Here is a 19,438-nt window from a genome sequence, read left to right as displayed (position 1 = left end):
ATGGGGCAGAGGCCGTGCGCCGCCCCGTCAGATACCCGCCTCGGCCGCGATCTGGGCTGCGGATTTACGGCCGCGTTCGGTCGCGGATTTCAGCTGGCCGCAGGCGGCCATGATGTCCTCGCCCCGCGGGGTGCGGATCGGGCTGGCGTAGCCTGCCTTGTAGATGATGTCGGCGAAAGCCTCGATCCGGTCCCAGCTGGACCGCCGATAGGGTGCGCCCGGCCATTCGTTAAAGGGGATCAGGTTGATCTTGGCCGGGATGCCGCGGATCAGCCGCACCAGCCGGCGCGCGTCCTCGTCGCTGTCGTTCACCCCGTCCAGCATGACGTATTCAAAGGTGATGCGCTCGCTGTTCGACAGCCGCGGATAGTCGCGCAGCGCGTCCAGCAGCGCCTGAATGTTCCAGCGCCTGTTGATCGGCACCAGCACGTCGCGCACCGGGTCGGTGGTGGCGTGGAAACTGACGGCCAGTTGGCAGCCGATTTCCTCGGCGGTGCGGGCGATTTCCGGCACCACGCCGCTGGTGGACAGGGTGATGCGGCGGCGCGACAGCGACAGCCCCTCGGGGTCCATCACCACGCGCATGGCGTCGCGCACATTGTCGAAATTATACAGCGGCTCGCCCATGCCCATCAGGACCAGGTTCGAGACCAGCCGGGTTTCGTCCTTGGGCGCGCCGGGTTCGGGCCATTCGCCCAGGTCGTCGCGGGCCACCATCAGCTGGCCGACGATTTCCCCCGCGGTCAGGTTGCGCACCAGTTTCTGCGTGCCGGTATGGCAGAAGGAACAGGTCAGCGTGCAACCGACCTGAGACGACACGCATAGCGTGCCGCGCCCTTCCTCGGGGATATAGACGGTCTCGACCTCGTGGCCGCCGTTGATGCGCAGCAGGTATTTGCGGGTGCCGTCGTCCGAGACCTGCCGGGTCACCACCTCGGGCAGGGCGATCTCGAACCGTTCGGCCAGCAGGGCGCGGTAATCCTTGGCCAGATTGGTCATCTGCGCGAAATCGCGCACGCCCCAGTGATAGACCCACTGCCAGATCTGGCCCACGCGCATCCTGGCCTGCCGTTCGGGCGTGCCGGCGGCGATCAGCGCCTCGCGCAGGGCGTCGCGGGTCAGGCCGACGATGTTCAGCCGCCCGGCATCCGGCGCCTTGCGGGGCAGGGTCAGCACATCCTGCACGACGGGTGCGTGCGTCAGCTTGTCGGCGGGCGGGGTCATCGGGCTATCCATGGGCTGCTTTGGGTCGGGCGGAAAAAGGGACGGGGCCGCCCACAGATGGGGCGGCCCCAAGGTCGAAACAACCCTTAGCACAAGCGGGGGCTGCGGCGCAGCCCGGGAATCACTTGCAGTTGTCGCGGGCCATGTTGCTCATCGCGGTCAGGCCCATCAGCGAAAACGTGTCGGTGGTGCGGGTGCCGCGGGTCGAGCGGCCCTTGACAACGGCCTCGGACCCGCCGCGCAGCGCCCCGATCAGCTTGGCATCTTCGTCGGGCGAGCCGGTCCAGGCGTTCTCGCCCTCGGTGAACAGCTTGAAGGTCTGGCCGCCGACGGTGACATCCACGGTCGAATCGGGCGCAAAGGGATAGCCGCCCTGGAACGAGACCTCGCCCCCCTGACCGGGCCGATAGGCGATATACAGGCGGATGTCGCTGCGCGTCACCTCGCGCGGGTTGCCCTCGGCGTCGGTGTTGCGGGTCGATTTCGGCGGCGAAACCGTCCAGCATTCCTTGGGGCTGTCGCCGATAAAGGCGGTCCAGTCGTTCTGGTTGCCCAACACCCGCGGCTCGGCCGCAAGCGCCGGCGAGGCAAGCGCCACCAGCGTCGCGGCGACAAGGCCGAGGTTGAAGATGGATTTCGTCATGCTCGAGCCCTCTTGCTGGCCCCGGTTAAGGCCGGGTTGTCACAATGGTGGCCTTGCCACCGTCAGGGCCATAGATAACCGTAAACCTCGGGCGGGCAAAAGCCCTGCGGGCAGGAAATCGCGCATTTGTCAAAGGGCTGAAGTCATGGCTGCGGCGGAAATGATCGAATTGTGGCGGGGCGGGCTGCGCGAAAGCGTCCATCGCGGCCATGCGGTGGTCTGGGATCAGGGCGGCATGGTCGCCGCTTGGGGCGATCCGGCGGCAGTGATCTTTCCGCGATCATCCTGCAAGATGATCCAGGCGCTGCCGCTGGTGGAAAGCGGCGCGGCCGATGCGGCGGGGCTGGGGGCGCGGCAACTGGCGCTGGCCTGCGCCTCGCATAACGGGGCGGCGCTGCATGTGGGCGCGGTGGGCGACTGGCTGGGCGGGCTGGGGCTGGCGGAAAGCGACCTGCGCTGCGGCGCGCATATGCCGCAGGACCCGGCCGAGCATCGGCGGCTGCTGTGTTCGGATCAGCCGCCCTGCCAGCTGCATAACAACTGCTCGGGCAAGCACGCGGGGTTTTTGACCTGGAACCGGCACCACCGGGGGAATGCCGATTACCACCTGCCCGACCATCCGCTGCAACAGGCCATTGCCGCCGCCACTGCCGAGGTGTGCGGTGAAACCCCGGCCGGGTTCGGCATCGACGGCTGTTCGGCGCCGAATTTTGCGGTCTCGATCGCCGGGCTGGCGCGGGCGATGGCGGGGTTTGCCGCGGCGAGCAAGGGCGCGGGGCAGGGGGTGCGGGGTCAGGCGCAGCGGCGGCTGGTGCAGGCGATGGTCGCGCATCCCGATCTGGTCGCGGGCGAGGGGCGCGCCTGCACGCGGCTGATGCAGGCGATGGGCGGCCGCGTCGCGGTCAAGACCGGGGCCGAGGCGGTGTTCGTCGCCATCGCCCCCGAACGCGGCCTTGGCATCGCGCTGAAGATCGAGGACGGCGGCACCCGCGGGTCCGAGGCCGCGATCACCGCGCTGCTGGTCCATTACGGGCTGCTGGACCCCGCGCATCCGGTGGTGGGGAAATACCTGCACCGCCCCTTGCGCAACTGGCGCGGGGTCGATGTGGCCGAGCGCCGGTTGGCCGAGTCATTTCCCGGGCCGGGTTAAAGCATCTGCCACAGCAGCCGCGCCGCCAGCGCGGTCGAGGTGACCACCAGCAGCGGCTTGATGATCCGCGCGCCGCTGCGCAGCGCCAGCCGCGCGCCCAGTGCGGCGCCAAGGATCTGCCCCGTGCCCATCAGCAGCCCGACCAGCCAGACCGGATGCCCGCTGAACGCAAACACCGCCAGCCCGCCCAGATTCGACGCGAAATTCAGCAGCTTGGTATGGGCGGTCGCGCGCAGCACCCCGTGCCCGGCCAGCATCACAAAGCCCAGCATGTAGAACGCCCCCGCGCCCGGCCCGATCAGCCCGTCGTAAAACCCGATCGCCGGCACCAGCGTCACGCCGAACAGCGCCGGAGACAGCCTTGCCGCACGGTCAAGGTCATTCAGCCCCGGTTTCAGCGCAAAGAACAGCGCGATCCCGATCAGCACCACCGGCAGCGCCAGCCGCAGCAGCTCGGTCGGCAGCGCCGTGACCAGCGCAGCCCCCGCGCCGCCCGCAACAAAGGCCAGCGCGGCGGTGGGCAGCTGACGGCGCAGATCGACCAGCCCGCTGCGCCCATAGCTCAGCGCCGCGGTCGCCGCGCCGAAACTGCCCTGCAACTTGTTGGTGGCCAGCGCCTGCCCGGGGGTCATGCCCGCCAGCATCAGCACCGGCACGGTGATCAGCCCGCCGCCGCCGGCGATCGAATCGACAAACCCCGCCGCGGTGGCGGCCGCCACCAGCCCGGCGATCAGCGACAGATCCATGGGACGCCTAGTTCAGCCCGTATTGCAGCGGATAGCGCCCGTCCGCGAATTCGCCGAAACGGGCGGTCAGTTCGGGGTGTTCCAGCGGCTCGCCCGAGGCATCGGGGACAAGGTTCTGTTCGGACACATAGGCGACGTAATAGGTCGCCTCGGTCTCGGCATACAGGTGGTAATAGGGCTGGTTCTTGGACGGTCGGCAATCCTCGGGGATGGACTGATACCATTCCTCAGAATTGGCAAAAACCGGATCCACGTCAAAGATCACCCCGCGAAACGGGTGATCCCGATGGCGCACCACTTGCCCGATATTGTATTTCGCCGTGCGCATTCCCGGCCGTCCCGCAGTCGATTCCAACGCAACATCTAACCCGACAAGCCCCGCGAGTAAATCACAACCCCCGCCCCTGTCGGGCAGAATAACGACAATTTGCCCGATTTTCAGGCCGGTTCGACCGGAAGCAGGGGTTGCGGGCCGTTTTCGGTCAGCAGCCACGCGCCGCCCCCGTCCAGCCGGATCGCCGACAGCGGCCCGTTTCGCCCCGCGCCGCTGTCGATATTGATGCGGTTGCCGTAATGGGTTGCGCGGGCGACCGGGGTGTGCCCGTGGACCACCACCGCCCCGTGGTCGCGCCGGTCGTCCAGAAACTCGTGCCGGATCCACATCAGGTCGGCGGGATCCTGTGCCTTTAGCGCCACGCCCGGGCGGATCCCGGCATGGACGAACAGCGCCCCCTGCTGGCGGTGCCACAGGGGCAGCGCCTCAAGCCAGTCGAGATGTTCGGGGGGAATGGCGGCCAGCGCCTCGGCATGGACCTCGGCCAGCGGGCGATGCTGCGCGCCCCGGACGCCGTATGAGGCCAGCGTGGTTTCCGCCCCCACGTCGCGGGCGATCCAGTCGGCCTGCGTCGCGCCGCGCGGGTCGATCCAATGCGGGTCGCGCAGGAAGCGGGCCGGAATGATGTCATGATTGCCGCGCAGCACGATCCAGTCGCGCCCCATGGCCTGACCCCGCATCAGATGCTCGACCACGCCGCGCGAATCGGGGCCGCGGTCGATCAGGTCGCCCAGATGGACGATCCGCGCATCCGCGCCGCCGTCCTGCGCGATCAGCTCATGCGCCTGCAACAGCAGGTCGAGATGGCCGTGAATGTCGCCAATGGCATAGATTCGCATGATTTTCCCAAGGGCTCCCCGGCCGGCGGACCAGCCGGGGGCCTTTCTCAGACCTCGAACCGCAGCGAACGGACCTGCTCGAACTTGCCGGTGGCCATCAGCGCATCGCGCACGTCATCGCGCAGCGGCGCGTCCAGATAGGTGATGGCGATGGCATCGCCCCCATCCACCGCCCGGCCCAGCGAGAAATTCGCCATGTTCACACCAAGCCCGCCCAGCGTCATCCCCAGCGTGCCGATCACGCCCGGAACGTCGCGGTTGCGGGTATACATCATGTGCTCGCCGATCTCGGCATCGACATTGATCCCGCGGATCTGGATAAAGCGCGGCTTGCCGTCGCTGAACACGGTCCCGGCGATGGAACGCTCGCGGTCGGCCGTCACCATGGTGACCTTGATATAGCCGTCATAGACGCCGGATTTGTCCTGGGTGGTGGTGGCGATATGGGTGCCGCGTTCCTTGGCGACGACCGGGGCCGAAACCATGTTCACATCGGGGTTCGACGCCTTCATCACCCCCGCGATCACCGCCGCGTTCAGCGCGTTCAGGTTCATGCCGGCGACAACGCCGTCATACAGGATGTTGACCGCCTGCACCGGCTCGTCGGTCATCTGGCCGACGAAAGTGCCCAGATGCCCGGCCAGCTTGATCCAGGGGCCCATGACCGCGGCTTCCTCGGCGGTGACGCTGGGCATGTTCAGCGCGTTCTGCACCGCGCCGGTCAGCAGGTAATCCGACATCTGCTCGGCCACCTGCAGCGCCACGTTTTCCTGCGCCTCGGTGGTCGAGGCGCCCAGATGCGGGGTCACCACCACGTTGGGCAGGCCGAACAGCGGGCTGTCGGTGGCGGGCTCGGTTGCGAACACGTCCAGCGCGGCACCGGCGATATGGCCCGACTTCAGCAGCTCGGCCAGCGCGGCCTCGTCCACCAGACCGCCACGGGCGGCGTTGATGATGCGCACACCCTTTTTCGTCTTGGCAAGGTTTTCCGCAGACAGGATATTGCGGGTCTTGTCGGTCAGCGGCACGTGCATGGTGATGAAATCGGCCTTGGTCAGCAGCTCGTCCAGCTCGACCTTGGTTGCGCCCAATTCCTTGGCGCGCTCGTCCGACAGGAAGGGGTCATAGGCCAGCACCTTCATGTGTAGCCCGCGGGCGCGGTCGATCACGATGCCGCCGATATTTCCGGCGCCGATCACGCCCAGCGTCTTGTTGAACAGCTCGACGCCCATGAAGCGGTTCTTTTCCCACTTGCCGGCATGGGTCGAAACGCTGGCCTCGGGTAGCTGCCGCGCCACGGCGAACATCAGCGCGATGGCGTGTTCGGCGGTGGTGACGCTGTTGCCAAAGGGCGTGTTCATCACGATCACGCCCTTTTTCGACGCGGCCGGAATGTCGACGTTGTCGACCCCGATGCCGGCGCGGCCGATCACCTTGAGCTTAGCGGCCTTTTCCAGCAGCTTGTCGGTGACCTTGGTGGCCGAGCGGATGGCGAGGCCGTCATAGTTGCCGATGATTTCGGCCAGCTTTTCCTTGTCCTTGCCCAGTGCGGGCATGTAGTCGACCTCGATCCCGCGGTCGCGAAAGATCTGGACGGCGGTTTCGCTCAGCGCGTCGGAAACCAGAACCTTGGGTGCCATGTGGATTCGTCCCATGTGAGATGTTGGGAAATGGTGCGTGGGGACCACGCACCCTACGAGAAAGGGGTAGGGTGCGTGGTCCCCACGCACCTTCTGGCGTCAGCCCTGCGCGGACAGTTCCGCGCGATACGCCCATTCGATCCAGGGCGTCAGCGCCGCGACATCCGCGGTCTCGACGGTCGCGCCGCACCAGATCCGCAGCCCGGGAGGGGCATCGCGATAGGCGCCGGCGTCCAGCGCCACGCCCTCGGCCTCCAGCCGCTTGGCGACGGATTTGGCGAATGCGGCGCCGTCCCTGATCGCCGGATCGGTGAACTTGAGACACACCGAGGTGGTCGATTCCGTCGCCGGATCCTCGGCCAGATTGGCGATCCAGTCGTTGGCGGCGCAGAATTCGCGCAGCACCGCGGCATTTGCCGCGCACCGTGCGGCCAGCGCCTTTTGCCCGCCAAGCGCCTTGGCCCATTTCAGCGCGACCAGATAATCCTCGACGCACAGCATCGAGGGCGTGTTGATCGTCTCGCCCTTGAAGATGCCTTCGATCAGCTTGCCGCCCTTGGTCATGCGGAAAATCTTGGGCAGCGGCCAGGCGGGGGTATGGGTCTCCAGCCGCTCGACGGCGCGGGGCGACAGGATCAGCACGCCATGCGCACCCTCGCCGCCCAGCACTTTCTGCCAAGAAAAGGTGACCACATCCAGCTTGGTCCAGTCCATTTCCATCGCAAACGCGGCCGAGGTCGCGTCGCAGATGGTCAGCCCGCCGCGGTCGGCGGGGATCACATCGGCCGACGGCAGCCGCACGCCCGAGGTGGTGCCGTTCCAGGTGAACACCACGTCATTGTCGAAATCGACCTGCGCGAAATCGACGATCTGGCCGTAGGGCGCCTTGCGCACCTCGGCGTCGATCTTCAGCTGCTTGACCACATCGGTCACCCAGCCTTCGCCAAAGCTTTCCCAGGCCAGCATCTCGACCTTGCGCGGACCCAGCAGCGACCACAGCGCCATCTCGACCGCGCCGGTATCGGATGCCGGAACGATGCCGATCCGGTAGTCGGCGGGGATTTCAAGAACCTCGCGGGTCAGCGCGATCGCCTCGGCCAGCTTGGCCTTGCCCACCGCCGAGCGGTGCGAACGCCCCAGCGGCGCGTCGGCAAGCATGTCCAGGGAAAAGCCGGGGATCTTGGCGCAGGGCCCCGAGGAAAAACGCGGATTATCCGGCCGCGCGGCCGGTTTGGTCGTGTCAAGCATGGTTAGCCTTCCAGCTAAAAAGCCCTTCGTTGGGGAAGGGTGTCCCGCTGCCGGACCTACGCCCCGCATCGCTTTTTCGCAAGAGCGAAATTGCCCCGGCCCCGCCGCTGGCGCGGGGGCAGGAAACTTCGTAAGCGAGGGGCCGCAAGCCGCCAAAGGGGTCCCCATGTATACCGTCAGCATCCTTGCCTCGCCCGTGCGCGCCGATCTGGACGACGATACCATCACCGCCCTGCAAAAACGCTGGGGCGGCGGGCGCGCGCTGTGGCTGGACCATGGCACCGCGGCCGAGTTCCCTGTGGACACCCCGCCCGAGGATTTCGACGCCGCCTGGGCGGAACTCGACGCGCGCGGTTTTGACCTGACGGTGCAGCCGACCGCCGGGCGGCGCAAGGCGGTGCTGCTGGCCGACATGGATTCCACGATGATCGGGCAGGAATGTATCGACGAGCTGGCCGACATGGCCGGCGTCGGCCCCCGCGTCGCCGCCATCACCGCGCGGGCGATGAACGGCGAGCTCGACTTTCACGAATCGCTGATCGCGCGGGTGGCGCTGCTGGAAGGTCTGCCCGATTCGGTGATCTCTCAGGTGCTGGACAGCCGCATCACCCTGGCCGCCGGAGGGCCGACGCTGGTCGCCACCATGCGCGCCAACGGGGCGTGGACGGCGCTGGTTTCGGGCGGATTCACCGATTTCACCGGCCCGGTCGCCCAGCGGATCGGTTTTGACGAACAGCGCGCCAATGTGCTGCTATCGGACGATTCGGGGCGGCTGAGCGGGCGCGTCGCGCTGCCGATCCTCGGCCGCGAGGCCAAGGTCGAGGCGCTGCGCGACATTACCGCGACCCGCGGCCTGACCCCAGCCGACGCCATCGCGGTGGGCGACGGCGCCAACGATCTGGGGATGCTGCAACTCGCCGGAACGGGGGTCGCCCTGCACGCCAAGCCGGTGGTCGCCGCCCAGGCCCCGATCCGCATCAACCACGGCGACCTGACCGCGCTGCTGTATCTGCAAGGCTACGGCCGCGACGAATTCGTGGTGTGACCGGCGGGCGGGGCGGTGTCGTTGCGTCCCTGCCGCAGACGGTGCCTGCGAATGCAAATGCGGCAAGGCAGTGCTGCGACTGAAACTCTGTGCCTGACTTGCTGCAACCCGGCCTCGCTGCGGTATCTGCGGGGCTTGAGGGTGCGGCGAACCCATGTCCAGAGCGTCTTTGCCGTCCCGGTTGTGTCGCTGGAATTGCGGGGCGGAGTTGCGGCGCTGCCTGGCCCCGCGGCGCGGTTTCACCGCCTGCATGCATGACGCCCGACGATCCGCGGCTTCCACGAACGTAGCCATGTTCCCCGCAGCCCCGACCCTAGTTGCGGTGTGGCCACGGGCAGTTTCGGGCCGTCGCGAATATCCTTGAGGGGCGCGGGGCACGAAAGCCGCTGCTGCGACAGCGCCACAGGCCCAGGTCTTGCGATCTGCAAGCAGCGGCGGGCGGCCCCCGGCCGCCGCTATGGCGCCAGCGCCGCCAGAGTATCGGCCGCCGGTCGGGCCACCGCCCTGGCACAGCCTGTGCCCGCCCATTGCGCCCCGAAACCGGTGACGCCTTTCGCCACAGCCGCCGCATTCAGCGCCTTGCCCGCCGCATAGGTGACCGGATAACCGGGGCTTTCGTCATCGGGGATGGCGGTAAAGTCGTTGATGCAGCAGCGCGCCGGTCGGCCCGAAATCGCGCTGGTCATAGCGGTTTCACCGCGGGCCAATGCGTTGCGATGGGCCGTGGTCGTGGCCGCCTCGGGCGACAGCAGAAAGCCCGTGCCGCATTGCACCGCCACGGCCCCCGCGGCCAGGGCGCGCCTTGTGTCGTCGGCGTCCATGATGGCACCTGCCGCAACGACCGGCAGTTCCAGCGGCACCAGAAGCTCGACCAGAGGCAGGGTCTCCAGGCGCCCATCGGGCGCGTCGGGGTCGAAGATCCCGCGATGCCCGCCCGCCTGCCACCCTTGCGCCACGATCAGGTCCAGCCCCGCCCCGAGGATGCGTTCGCCCTCGGCCAGGCTGGTCGCGGTGGCGCCCAGCAGGCAGCCGCGCCGGCGCAGTGCGGCAATCTGGTCCGGGCGCGGCAGGCCGAAATGAAACGTTACCAAAGCAGGCGCCGCCGCCAGCACCCGGTCCAGCAGCGCGTCGCTTTCCAGCGTGCTGGGATAGGCATCCCCCAGCACCCGGGGCGGCGGCGCGTCAAAACGTGCGAAATAGGGGGCAAGGCGTTCGAGCCAGCGCGCCTCGGCCGCGCAATCCCGGTGCAAGGGTTCGTGGCAGAACAGATTCACGCCAAAGCTGCGATCGGTCAGCCGCCGCGTCTCGGCCATGGCTTCATCGGCCTGTTCAGGGGTCATCGCCGCAAGCCCGAGGCTGCCCAACCCTCCGGCATTGCTGACCGCGGCCGCCAGCGCCGGCGTCGCGACCCCCGCCATCGGAGCCTGAATAATCGGGACGCGCATCCCCAGCCGCGCAACGATATCCATCAAAGCCTCCTGCCATGCTGCGCCGCCATCTTGCGCCGCGGTGCCGCGCTGTCCAGCTTTGCGTCTATAAAAGCCCGGCGCCGCGAAAGCTCAACTCGCGGCTCTTGCCGATGATGATGTGGTCGTGGACGGTGATACCCATGGTCGCGGTCGCGGCGACGATCTGACGGGTCATGTCGATATCCGCCTGGCTGGGCGTCGGGTCGCCCGAAGGGTGATTATGCACCAGAATCATGGCGCTGGCATTCAGCTCAAGCGCGCGGCGGACGATTTCCCGGGGGTAGACCGGGACGTGGTCCACGGTGCCGCGGGCCTGTTCGTCGTCAGCGATCAGCACGTTCTTGCGGTCCAGATACAGCACGCGGAACTGTTCGATCGCGCCGTGGGCCATCGCGGTGTGGCAATAGTCCAGCAGCGCATCCCAACTGGTCAGCACGGGCCGGTTCATCACCCGCGAACGTGCCAGCCGCTGGGCCGAGGCCTCGACGATCTTCAGCTCGGTGGCGATCGCCTGTCCGACGCCCTCGACCTGCATCAGCTGCGTTGGATCCGCCGACAGCACCCGGTTGAAATCGCCGAAACGGTCCAGAAGCCGTCTTGCCACCGGCTTCATGTCCTGCCGCGGGACGGCGCGGAACAGGATCAGCTCCAGCAATTCATAATCCGGCATCGCCGCTGCACCGCCCAGCATGAAGCGGTCGCGCAGCCGGGCGCGGTGATCCGCGATATAGCTGGGCACGCGATCCCGGACCCGGGTGCCGAGCGGGCGGATGGGGATGCAGTCGTCCTCGGCCGGGGGCAGGCCAAAGAGCATGGACGGGGCTTCCTGAAAGGCATGATTCGCTGTCATGCCCCAACTCTGCCCCGGACCCGGTTAAAGTCTGGTTAACACGGGCCCGCCCCTCGCCGCCGCGCTTTTTGCGAAGTGCAGTTGGGTATTTGGACCAGAAAGAAGCACCGCCGCAGGACGGATCCGGGATTTCTTTCTGGTTCAAATACCCATGGCGCCGGGGTGCATGGACAACGCAGCCTGTCAGGCGCCCAGACCATCCCAGAAGGTCTTGATCTTGGAAAAGAAACTGGCGGTCTGCGGGTGGTTGTCGGCGCCGATTCCGTCGAATTCCCGCAGCAGTTCTTTTTGCCGCGCCGTCAGGTTCACGGGGGTTTCCACCACCAGCTCGATCACCATGTCGCCGAAATCGCCGGTCAGGCCGGCGCCGTGGCGCAGCGGCGGCATTCCCTTGCCGCGCAGGCGCATCTGTCGGCCGGTCTGGCTGCCGGGCGGCACCTTGACCCGAGAGCGGCCGCCGTCGATCGTGGGCACCTCGACCTCGCCGCCGAGGGCTGCGGTGGACATGCCAACCGGCACCTGACAGGCCAGCGTCCGGCCCTCGCGGATGAAGATCGGGTGCTCGCGCACCTCGACAAAGATATAGAGATCGCCCGCCGGGCCGCCGCGCATCCCGGCCTCGCCCTCGCCGGCAAGCCGGATGCGGGTGCCGGATTCGACGCCCGCGGGGATCACCACCGACAGGCTGCGGTCCTGGGCCACGCGACCGGCGCCCGCGCAGGATTTGCACGGGTTCTTGACGATATGGCCGTTGCCGCCGCAGGTCGGGCAGCTGCGTTCGACGGTAAAGAAGCCCTGGCTGGCCCGGACCTTGCCCATGCCCGCGCAGGTGGGGCAGGTGGTGGGTTCCGCCGCGCCCTCGGCGCCGGTGCCGTTGCAGGCGGAACAGGCGGTCGCGCCCGGGACCGTGATGGTTTTTTCCAGGCCGCGCCAGGCTTCCTCCAGCGTGACGCGCAGGTCGTAGCGCAGATCCTGCCCGCGGGTGGCGCGGCTGCGCCCGCCGCCACGTGCGCCGGTGAATTCGCCGAACAGATCCTCGAACACATCGGCAAAGGCCGCGCCGAAATCGCCGTTGCCTCCGCGGCCGCCAAAGCCGTTGAACCCCGGCCCGCCGCCGTCGAACGCGGCATGGCCGAAGCGATCATAGGCGGCCTTGCGCTGGGGATCCTTGAGGCATTCATACGCCTCGTTCACTTCCTTGAAGCGGGTTTCCGAAGCTTCGCAATCGGGGTTCAGGTCGGGGTGCAGGGACTTGGCCTGGCCCCGATACGCCCGCTTGATCTCGTCGCTTGACGCGCCGCGAGCAACACCCAGAACGTCGTAATAGTCACGTTTTGCCATGGTCGTCCGTGTCGGTCCTTGACGCCGCAAAGGGCCCCGCGCGCGTTTTTCCGGCCGCGCCGCAGGTGCCGCTGCGCAAGACCCGGCCCGCATGGTTGCAGGCCGGGCCGGGTTCGGGCGCGCTTAGTTGCGCTTGTTGTCGCCGAGATCCTCGAAATCGGCGTCCACGATGTCGTCGTCCACGTCGCGAGGCGCGTCGGCGTCACGCTCGGCGCCCTCACCCTCGGCCTCGCCGGCCTTGTAGATGGCCTCGCCCAGCTTCATCGAGGCATCCATCAGGTTCTGGATGCCGCCCTTGATCTTGCCGGCGTCCTCGGACTTGAGCGCCTCTTCCAACGCGCCGGCGGCCAGTTCGATCGCCTCGACGGTCGAGCTGTCGACCTTGTCGCCGTGTTCCTCCAGCGACTTGCGGGTCGAGTGCAGCAGGCTTTCGGCCTGGTTGCGGGTCTCGACCAGCTCGCGGCGGGACTTGTCGGCCTCGGCGTTGGCCTCGGCGTCGCGGACCATCTTGTCGATGTCCTCGTCCGACAGCCCGCCCGAGGCCTGGATGGTGATGTTCTGCGACTTGCCGGTGCCCTTGTCCTTGGCCGAAACCGACACGATGCCGTTGGCGTCGATGTCAAAGGTCACCTCGATCTGCGGCATCCCGCGCGGCGCGGGGGGGATGTCCTCAAGGTTGAACTGGCCCAGCAGCTTGTTGTCCGCGGCCATTTCGCGTTCGCCCTGGAACACCCGGATTGTCACCGCGTTCTGGTTGTCCTCGGCGGTCGAGAAGGTCTGCGATTTCTTGGTGGGGATGGTGGTGTTGCGGTCGATCAGCCGGGTGAACACGCCGCCCAGCGTCTCGATCCCCAGGCTCAGCGGCGTCACGTCCAGCAGCACCACGTCCTTGACGTCGCCCTGCAACACGCCGGCCTGAATGGCGGCACCCAGCGCCACCACCTCGTCGGGGTTGACGCCCTTGTGGGGTTCCTTGCCGAAAAAGCCCTGCACCTCTTCGATGACCTTGGGCATCCGGGTCATACCGCCGACCAGCACCACCTCGTCGATGTCGCCCTTGGCCAGACCGGCGTCCTTGAGCGCGGCCTGACAGGGTTTCAGCGTGGCCTTGATCAGGTCGCCGACCAGCGATTCCAGCTTGGCGCGGGTCAGCTTGACCACCATGTGCAGCGGCGTGCCGCTGTTCTTGTCCATCGAGATGAACGGCTGGTTGATCTCGGTCTGGGACGAGGACGACAGCTCGATCTTGGCCTTTTCCGCGGCCTCTTTCAGCCGTTGCAGCGCCATCTTGTCCTTGGTCAGGTCGACGCCGTGTTCCTTTTTGAACTCGTCAGCCAGATAGTTGACGATGCGCATGTCGAAGTCTTCACCGCCAAGGAACGTGTCCCCGTTGGTCGATTTCACCTCGAACAGCCCGTCGTCGATTTCCAGGATGGTGATGTCGAAGGTGCCGCCGCCAAGGTCATAGACCGCGATGGTGCGCGATTCCTTCTTGTCCAGACCATAGGCCAGCGCGGCCGCGGTCGGTTCGTTGATGATGCGCAGCACCTCAAGGCCCGCGATCTTGCCAGCGTCCTTGGTGGCCTGACGCTGGGCGTCGTTGAAATAGGCCGGAACGGTGATCACCGCCTGCTCGACCTTTTCGCCCAGATAGGATTCGGCGGTTTCCTTCATTTTCTGAAGGATCATCGCGCTGATCTGCGCGGGGGAATATTTCTCGTCCCGGACCTCGACCCAGGCGTCGCCGTTGCCGCCGTCCACGATGTTGTAGGGAACGAGGTTGCGGTCCTTTTCGACCTCGGCGTCGGTGACGCGGCGGCCGATCAGCCGCTTGACGGCAAAGATCGTGTTTTCCGGGTTGGTCACGGCCTGGCGCTTGGCCGGCTGGCCGACAAGCCGTTCGCTTTCGGTGAATGCGACGATCGAGGGGGTGGTGCGCGCACCCTCGGCGTTTTCGATCACCCGCGGCTGGCTGCCGTCCATGATGGCAACGCAGCTGTTGGTGGTCCCGAGGTCGATCCCGATGACTTTGGCCATAGAAATACCTTTCTTGCGGCGATGGTCAGGCCGCGGGTCCGTTCGCGGCCCCCGCGCCAAAATCCCGATTGGTGACTAGGTCCGAAGCGCTGCTTCGGGGGTTCGATGGCTATATAAGAAGGCGTTCGGACCGTGCAAGCGCCGCCGCCCGATGATTCTGCCGCGGCCGGGAAATCTTTGCCGCGGCGCGCGTTGCGGGGGCATTGCCCTGCGGCCGGGGGCGCGGGCGCCCTATCGCCCCGCCATGTAGCTGAGCGACATCATGTTGCGGGTGACGAATTCCGCCATCAGCCCGATCATCAGCAGGGTGACGGTCAGGTAGAACGGATAGCTCAGGTTCGAGTTGTGCGGCGTGTAGTTGATGAACACAAAGCCCCGGTTCTGGTCGATCAGGTGGAACAGCGGGTTCCAGTCAAAGGCGCGCAGCAGGAACCCCGGCAGCATGTTGGCCACGAACATCTTGCCCGAGGCGATCATGTTCACCCGCCGCACGATCCGCGTCAGCATCGGCCCGATCTCGGGCAGCCACGAGGTGATGGACAGCAGGATCAGCCCCACCGTGCAGCCGGAGAACCAGGCAAAGATCATCACCGCCAGCGACCCGCGCCAGTTTTCCAGGTTCAGCGGCATCCACAGCGTGTGATACAGCCCCAGCAGCACCAGCGCCGACAGCATGTTGTTATAAAGCGCCCCAAGCGCCGCCGCACACATGGAAATTGCGGTGTTCAGGGGCCCGTGCTTGAGCATGGCGCTGGTGGATTTGCCCGCGCCCGCGACCGCGCCGACGGCCATGTTGAACATCATGAACAGCAGGATCCCGCTCATGATGAACAGCAGGAAATCCCCCCGCAAGGGCGAGCTGCGGACCCCGAACACCCAATACATGACCACAAAGGCCATGATCATCACCGAGGACTGGGCGATGGTCAGCAGCAGCCCGATGACGGCGTTGCGGTGCTTGCCGCGCAGGCCGTGGACGGTCTGGTGATAGATCAGGGCCAGCGTCTTGAGTGCGGCGCCGGCCATGGTCCGGGGTCTGTTCTGGACGAACATGATCTGTCCTCGCCATCCCGGCCGGCGCAACTGCGCTTGCCCATTGCTTTCACCGGGACCATAAATCCGTAAGCTGCGGCCTTCAACCGTTGCAACGGCGGGCATCGGCCCGGAACCCCGTCGGATCAAAAGGAAAATCCATGCAATTTGACCGATTGACCTTCGAGATGCGGCGTCTGGCGCTTGCGGCCGGGGAAAAGATCCTTGAAATCTACCAGCGCCCCGACTTTGAGGTGCGGTCCAAGGACGACGCCTCGCCCGTGACCGAGGCCGACGAGGCCGCGGATGCGCTGATCTCGGCCGGGCTGCGCGCGTCGTTTCCCGATATTGCGCTGGTGACCGAGGAACAGCAGGACACCCACGGGCAAAGCCTGTCCACCTTTCTGATCGTCGATCCGCTGGACGGCACCAAGGAATTCGTCAAGCGCCGCGGCGATTTCACCGTGAATATCGCGTATGTGCAGGACGGCGTGCCGCTGCGGGGCGTGGTCTATGCGCCGGCGCGCGGGCGGCTGTTCTATACCACGGCGGACGGCGGCTCGGTCGAAGAGTCCGGCCCCTTTGGCGCCGAACCCGGCCCGACCCGCCCGATCGGGGTCAACGCCACCCCCGACAACCGCGCGCTGATGGTGGTGGCGTCGAAATCCCACCGCGACCAGGCGACCGACGACTATATCGCCCGCTACGCCGTGCGCGACATGACCAGCGCCGGATCGTCGCTGAAATTCTGCCTGGTCGCGACCGGAGAGGCTGATCTTTACCCCCGCCTTGGCCGCACCATGGAATGGGACACGGCGGCGGGCGACGCGGTGCTGCGCGGCGCGGGCGGCGAGGTGGTGCGTTTCGACGACCACACTGCCCTGACCTATGGCAAGCCGGGGTTTGAAAACCCGTTCTTCATCGCGCATGCGCCGGGCGTGCTGCTGCAACCGGGGGCCTGACCCATGTCCGTCATCATCGTGATTCCGGCGCGTTTCGCCTCGACCCGCTATCCGGGCAAGCCGCTGGTCGAACTGCGCGGCGCCGATGGCAGCAAGCGCAGCCTGATCCGGCGCAGCTGGGACGCGGCGGGGCAGGTGGCGGGCGTGGACCGGGTGATCGTCGCCACCGACGATTCGCGCATCGCCGACCATGCGGCAGGTTTCGGGGCCGAGGTGGCGATGACCTCGACCACCTGCCGCAACGGCACCGAGCGCTGCGCCGAGGTGCTGGCCGGCCTGCCCGAGACCCCGGAAATCGTGGTGAACCTGCAAGGCGACGCGCCGCTGACGCCCGCGTGGTTCATCGAGGATCTGGTCGCCGGGCTGCGCGCCGCGCCGGGGGCCGAGGTGGCGACGCCGGTGCTGAACTGCTCGGGCGCGATGCGCGCCGACCTGCTGGCCGACCGTGCCGCCGGGCGGGTGGGGGGCACCACCGCTGTTTTCGGTCAGGACGGGCGGGCGCTGTATTTCTCTAAGGAGGTCATCCCCTTTGTGCCCCATGACATCGCCCCCGATGCCGCCAGCCCGGTGTTCCACCATGTCGGCGTTTATGCCTATCGTCCGCAGGCGCTGACCGCCTATGCCGGCTGGCCCGAGGGGCGGCTGGAAAAGCTCGAAGGTCTGGAACAGCTGCGTTTCCTTGAACACGGCCGCCCGGTGCTTTGCGTTCAGGTCGAGGCTCGCGGCCGCGAGTTCTGGGAACTGAACAACCCCTCGGATGTCGAGCGGATCGAATCGATGATGCAGCGCATGGGCATGGGCTGATTCCCCCTTGCGCCATTCTGCCGCAGCTTCAGGACAAGGCCGGCAGATGCGCAAAAACCCGCCGCGAACCGCCTGCTTGCGCGGTTCGGGTGTATTTGACATGGCCAATGGCTTGCCGTCCCGCGACGTCGCAGACATACGATACGATGTGTAGCAGGTAGAAGTCGGAGTTCAGATGACTCGCAAGGTTACCAAGGCCATCTTTCCCGTGGCCGGTCTCGGAACGCGTTTCCTGCCGGCGACCAAGTCGATCCCGAAAGAGATCATGACGCTCGTGGACCGCCCGCTGATCCAATATGCGATCGACGAGGCGCGGGCGGCGGGCATCACCGAGTTCATCTTTGTCACCTCGCGCGGCAAGGGCGCGCTGGAAGATTACTTTGACCACTCGCACGAGCTGGAAAACCACCTGCGCAAGACCGGCAAGAAGGATCTGCTTGAGGTTCTGCGCCAGACCAACATGGAATCGGGCGCCATCGCCTATATCCGCCAGCACAAGGCGATGGGGCTGGGGCACGCGGTCTGGTGCGCGCGGCGACTGATCCACGACGAACCCTTTGCGGTGGTGCTGACCGACGACGTGGTGATGGGTGAACCGCCCTGCCTGCAGCAGATGATCGAGGCCCATGCCGAGACCGGCGGCAGCATGGTCGCCACCATGGAAGTGCCGCTGGAAAAGACGCGCTCCTACGGGATTCTGGACGTGTCCGAGGACATGGGCGCCATCGTCCGCGCGCGCGGCATGGTGGAAAAGCCGGAATCCAACCCGCCCTCGAACCTGGCGGTGATCGGGCGCTATGTGCTGGCGCCCACGGTGCTGCAGAACCTCAACAAGCTGAAAGAGGGGGCCGGCGGGGAAATCCAGCTGACCGACGCCATCGCCGACGAGATCCGCGAAGGGCGCGACGTGTTCGGCCTGCGTTTCCGCGGCCAGCGCTACGATTGCGGCTCCAAGGCCGGGTTCCTGCAGGCAACGGTGGCATTCGGGCTGGCGCGCGACGATCTCAAGGACGAGTTCGCGGAATATCTTGCCGATGTCATGGCGATGCGGAAAGCGGCGGAATAAGCCATGCTGCCGAAAATTCTGGTTACGGGCGGCGCGGGCTATATCGGCTCTCACGCCTGCAAGGCGCTGGCGGCGGCGGGCTATATCCCCGTCACCTATGACAATCTGTGCACCGGCTGGCGCGATGCGGTGCGCTTTGGCCCGTTCGAGCACGGCGATCTGGCCGACCGCGCGCGGCTGGATCAGGTATTCGCCGATCACCAGCCGGTCGCGGTGATGCATTTCGCCGCGCTGTCGCAGGTCGGCGAATCGATGCAGGATCCCGGCAAATACTGGCGCGGCAATGTCTGCGCGTCGCTGACGCTGGTAGAATCGATGCTGGCCGCGGGCGTGCGCGACATGGTGTTCAGCTCGACCTGCGCCACCTATGGCGATCAGGACGGGGTGATCCTGAACGAATCCACCGCGCAGGCGCCGCTGAACGCCTATGGCGCCTCGAAACGCGCGATCGAGGACATGCTGCGCGACTTTGGCGCCTCGGACGGGCTGCGCTCGGTCATCTTCCGCTATTTCAACGTGGCCGGCGCCGACCCCGAGGCCGAGATCGGCGAGTTCCACCAGCCCGAAACCCATCTGATCCCGCTGATTCTGGATGCCATCGACGGGCGCCGCCCGGCGCTGACCATCTACGGCACCGACTATCCCACCCAGGACGGCACCTGCATCCGCGACTATGTGCATGTCATGGATCTGGTCGACGCGCATCTGCTGGGGCTGGACTGGCTGCGCGGGCCCGATCACCTGCAGACCGGCGGGTCCGAGCTGTTCTGCCTGGGCACGGGCCGCGGATTTTCCGTGCGCGAGGTGCTGGACGAGGCTCGCGAAGTCACCAACCGCCCCGTGCCGGTGACCGAGGGGCCGCGCCGGCCCGGCGATGCGGTCAAGCTGGTGTCGGGCAGCGAAAAGGCCGGCAAGGTGCTGGGATGGCATCCGCATCGCTCGCGCCTGCCCCTGATGATCGCGGATGCCTGGCGCTGGCATCAGACCGGCCATTACAGCGGCTGACCC

At 66.8% G+C, this 19,438-nt stretch carries 18 protein-coding genes; 6 read left to right on the top strand and 12 right to left on the bottom strand.

Annotated elements, in window-relative coordinates:
• Positions 1–27: 27 nt before the first annotated feature.
• Both rlmN and BLW83_RS11445 read right to left on the bottom strand, forming a co-directional pair.
• Entirely contained in the window at positions 28–1,224 is a 1,197-nt protein-coding gene (gene rlmN, locus BLW83_RS11450) for a dual-specificity RNA methyltransferase RlmN (RefSeq protein WP_090848361.1), read from the bottom strand.
• 121 nt (positions 1,225–1,345) lie between these two features.
• Complete coding sequence (locus tag BLW83_RS11445) at positions 1,346–1,867, bottom strand: invasion associated locus B family protein (protein WP_090848360.1); 522 nt, start codon at positions 1,865–1,867, stop codon at positions 1,346–1,348.
• Positions 1,868–2,012: 145 nt separating this feature from the next.
• On the opposite strand from BLW83_RS11445, the gene BLW83_RS11440 reads away from it, so the two are divergent.
• The gene (locus BLW83_RS11440; protein ID WP_090848359.1) at positions 2,013–3,017 is read left to right on the top strand and encodes an asparaginase; all 1,005 of its coding nucleotides are present in this window, start codon (positions 2,013–2,015) and stop codon (positions 3,015–3,017) included.
• Here BLW83_RS11440 and BLW83_RS11435 read toward each other — a convergent pair.
• From BLW83_RS11435 to BLW83_RS11415, 5 genes are all read right to left on the bottom strand, one after another.
• The gene (locus BLW83_RS11435; protein WP_090848358.1) at positions 3,014–3,763 is read right to left on the bottom strand and encodes a TSUP family transporter; all 750 of its coding nucleotides are present in this window, start codon (positions 3,761–3,763) and stop codon (positions 3,014–3,016) included. The two genes, BLW83_RS11440 and BLW83_RS11435, sit on opposite strands and share 4 nt — an antisense overlap.
• Before the next feature lie 7 nt (positions 3,764–3,770).
• Positions 3,771–4,091 carry a heat shock protein HspQ gene (gene hspQ, locus BLW83_RS11430; protein ID WP_090848357.1) on the bottom strand — a complete coding sequence of 107 codons (321 nt, stop codon included), beginning with the start codon at positions 4,089–4,091 and terminating at the stop codon, positions 3,771–3,773.
• A 110-nt stretch (positions 4,092–4,201) separates the two neighbouring features.
• Entirely contained in the window at positions 4,202–4,936 is a 735-nt protein-coding gene (locus tag BLW83_RS11425) for a metallophosphoesterase family protein (protein ID WP_090848356.1), read from the bottom strand.
• A gap of 47 nt (positions 4,937–4,983) precedes the next feature.
• Positions 4,984–6,576, bottom strand: a complete 1,593-nt coding sequence (gene serA / locus BLW83_RS11420; protein ID WP_090848355.1) for a phosphoglycerate dehydrogenase — start codon at positions 6,574–6,576, stop codon at positions 4,984–4,986.
• Between the two features lie 99 nt (positions 6,577–6,675).
• Positions 6,676–7,824: a phosphoserine transaminase gene (locus BLW83_RS11415; protein WP_090848354.1), complete on the bottom strand. Its 1,149-nt coding sequence runs from the start codon at positions 7,822–7,824 to the stop codon at positions 6,676–6,678.
• Positions 7,825–7,990: 166 nt separating this feature from the next.
• Here BLW83_RS11415 and serB point away from each other — a divergent pair, with 166 nt between their 5' ends.
• Positions 7,991–8,869 (top strand): phosphoserine phosphatase SerB, encoded by an 879-nt coding sequence (serB, locus tag BLW83_RS11410; protein ID WP_090848353.1) that lies wholly within the window; start codon positions 7,991–7,993, stop codon positions 8,867–8,869.
• A 455-nt stretch (positions 8,870–9,324) separates the two neighbouring features.
• On the opposite strand, the gene BLW83_RS11405 is transcribed toward serB, so the two are convergent.
• From BLW83_RS11405 to BLW83_RS11385, 5 genes are all read right to left on the bottom strand, one after another.
• Positions 9,325–10,338: an NAD(P)H-dependent flavin oxidoreductase gene (locus BLW83_RS11405; protein ID WP_090848352.1), complete on the bottom strand. Its 1,014-nt coding sequence runs from the start codon at positions 10,336–10,338 to the stop codon at positions 9,325–9,327.
• A 64-nt stretch (positions 10,339–10,402) separates the two neighbouring features.
• Complete coding sequence (gene radC, locus BLW83_RS11400) at positions 10,403–11,188, bottom strand: RadC family protein (protein WP_090848351.1); 786 nt, start codon at positions 11,186–11,188, stop codon at positions 10,403–10,405.
• A gap of 183 nt (positions 11,189–11,371) precedes the next feature.
• Positions 11,372–12,529, bottom strand: a complete 1,158-nt coding sequence (gene dnaJ, locus BLW83_RS11395) for a molecular chaperone DnaJ (protein ID WP_090848350.1) — start codon at positions 12,527–12,529, stop codon at positions 11,372–11,374.
• Between the two features lie 123 nt (positions 12,530–12,652).
• Positions 12,653–14,566, bottom strand: coding sequence for a molecular chaperone DnaK (dnaK, locus tag BLW83_RS11390; protein ID WP_090848349.1), 1,914 nt, complete (start codon positions 14,564–14,566; stop codon positions 12,653–12,655).
• 231 nt (positions 14,567–14,797) lie between these two features.
• Entirely contained in the window at positions 14,798–15,619 is an 822-nt protein-coding gene (locus BLW83_RS11385) for an ABC transporter permease (protein ID WP_090848348.1), read from the bottom strand.
• 140 nt (positions 15,620–15,759) lie between these two features.
• On the opposite strand from BLW83_RS11385, the gene cysQ reads away from it, so the two are divergent.
• The 4 genes from cysQ (at position 15,760) to galE (ending at position 19,435) form a co-directional block, all read left to right on the top strand.
• On the top strand, positions 15,760–16,560 hold the full coding sequence (cysQ, locus tag BLW83_RS11380; protein WP_090848347.1) for a 3'(2'),5'-bisphosphate nucleotidase CysQ: 801 nt from the start codon (positions 15,760–15,762) through the stop codon (positions 16,558–16,560).
• 3 nt (positions 16,561–16,563) lie between these two features.
• Positions 16,564–17,364, top strand: coding sequence for a 3-deoxy-manno-octulosonate cytidylyltransferase (locus BLW83_RS11375; RefSeq protein WP_090848346.1), 801 nt, complete (start codon positions 16,564–16,566; stop codon positions 17,362–17,364).
• A gap of 175 nt (positions 17,365–17,539) precedes the next feature.
• The gene (locus BLW83_RS11370; protein ID WP_090848345.1) at positions 17,540–18,430 is read left to right on the top strand and encodes a UTP--glucose-1-phosphate uridylyltransferase; all 891 of its coding nucleotides are present in this window, start codon (positions 17,540–17,542) and stop codon (positions 18,428–18,430) included.
• A gap of 3 nt (positions 18,431–18,433) precedes the next feature.
• Positions 18,434–19,435: a UDP-glucose 4-epimerase GalE gene (gene galE / locus BLW83_RS11365; protein ID WP_090848344.1), complete on the top strand. Its 1,002-nt coding sequence runs from the start codon at positions 18,434–18,436 to the stop codon at positions 19,433–19,435.
• Positions 19,436–19,438 lie beyond the last annotated feature (3 nt).

Origin of the sequence: Paracoccus alkenifer (assembly GCF_900108405.1) — a bacterium.
GTDB lineage: Bacteria > Pseudomonadota > Alphaproteobacteria > Rhodobacterales > Rhodobacteraceae > Paracoccus > Paracoccus alkenifer.
The sequence above is the reverse complement of the archived record's forward strand: the minus strand, read 5'-3'. Positions and strand labels throughout refer to the sequence as shown.

What these genes read in the sequence shown, in the direction of transcription:
- rlmN (WP_090848361.1), bottom strand. Translation starts at nt 1,224, where the DNA reads ATGACCCCGCCCGCCGACAAGCTGACGCACGCACCCGTCGTGCAGGAT.
- BLW83_RS11445 (WP_090848360.1), bottom strand. Translation starts at nt 1,867, where the DNA reads ATGACGAAATCCATCTTCAACCTCGGCCTTGTCGCCGCGACGCTGGTG.
- BLW83_RS11440 (WP_090848359.1), top strand. Translation starts at nt 2,013, where the DNA reads ATGGCTGCGGCGGAAATGATCGAATTGTGGCGGGGCGGGCTGCGCGAA.
- BLW83_RS11435 (WP_090848358.1), bottom strand. Translation starts at nt 3,763, where the DNA reads ATGGATCTGTCGCTGATCGCCGGGCTGGTGGCGGCCGCCACCGCGGCG.
- hspQ (WP_090848357.1), bottom strand. Translation starts at nt 4,091, where the DNA reads ATGCGCACGGCGAAATACAATATCGGGCAAGTGGTGCGCCATCGGGAT.
- BLW83_RS11425 (WP_090848356.1), bottom strand. Translation starts at nt 4,936, where the DNA reads ATGCGAATCTATGCCATTGGCGACATTCACGGCCATCTCGACCTGCTG.
- serA (WP_090848355.1), bottom strand. Translation starts at nt 6,576, where the DNA reads ATGGCACCCAAGGTTCTGGTTTCCGACGCGCTGAGCGAAACCGCCGTC.
- BLW83_RS11415 (WP_090848354.1), bottom strand. Translation starts at nt 7,824, where the DNA reads ATGCTTGACACGACCAAACCGGCCGCGCGGCCGGATAATCCGCGTTTT.
- serB (WP_090848353.1), top strand. Translation starts at nt 7,991, where the DNA reads ATGTATACCGTCAGCATCCTTGCCTCGCCCGTGCGCGCCGATCTGGAC.
- BLW83_RS11405 (WP_090848352.1), bottom strand. Translation starts at nt 10,338, where the DNA reads ATGGATATCGTTGCGCGGCTGGGGATGCGCGTCCCGATTATTCAGGCT.
- radC (WP_090848351.1), bottom strand. Translation starts at nt 11,188, where the DNA reads ATGACAGCGAATCATGCCTTTCAGGAAGCCCCGTCCATGCTCTTTGGC.
- dnaJ (WP_090848350.1), bottom strand. Translation starts at nt 12,529, where the DNA reads ATGGCAAAACGTGACTATTACGACGTTCTGGGTGTTGCTCGCGGCGCG.
- dnaK (WP_090848349.1), bottom strand. Translation starts at nt 14,566, where the DNA reads ATGGCCAAAGTCATCGGGATCGACCTCGGGACCACCAACAGCTGCGTT.
- BLW83_RS11385 (WP_090848348.1), bottom strand. Translation starts at nt 15,619, where the DNA reads ATGTTCGTCCAGAACAGACCCCGGACCATGGCCGGCGCCGCACTCAAG.
- cysQ (WP_090848347.1), top strand. Translation starts at nt 15,760, where the DNA reads ATGCAATTTGACCGATTGACCTTCGAGATGCGGCGTCTGGCGCTTGCG.
- BLW83_RS11375 (WP_090848346.1), top strand. Translation starts at nt 16,564, where the DNA reads ATGTCCGTCATCATCGTGATTCCGGCGCGTTTCGCCTCGACCCGCTAT.
- BLW83_RS11370 (WP_090848345.1), top strand. Translation starts at nt 17,540, where the DNA reads ATGACTCGCAAGGTTACCAAGGCCATCTTTCCCGTGGCCGGTCTCGGA.
- galE (WP_090848344.1), top strand. Translation starts at nt 18,434, where the DNA reads ATGCTGCCGAAAATTCTGGTTACGGGCGGCGCGGGCTATATCGGCTCT.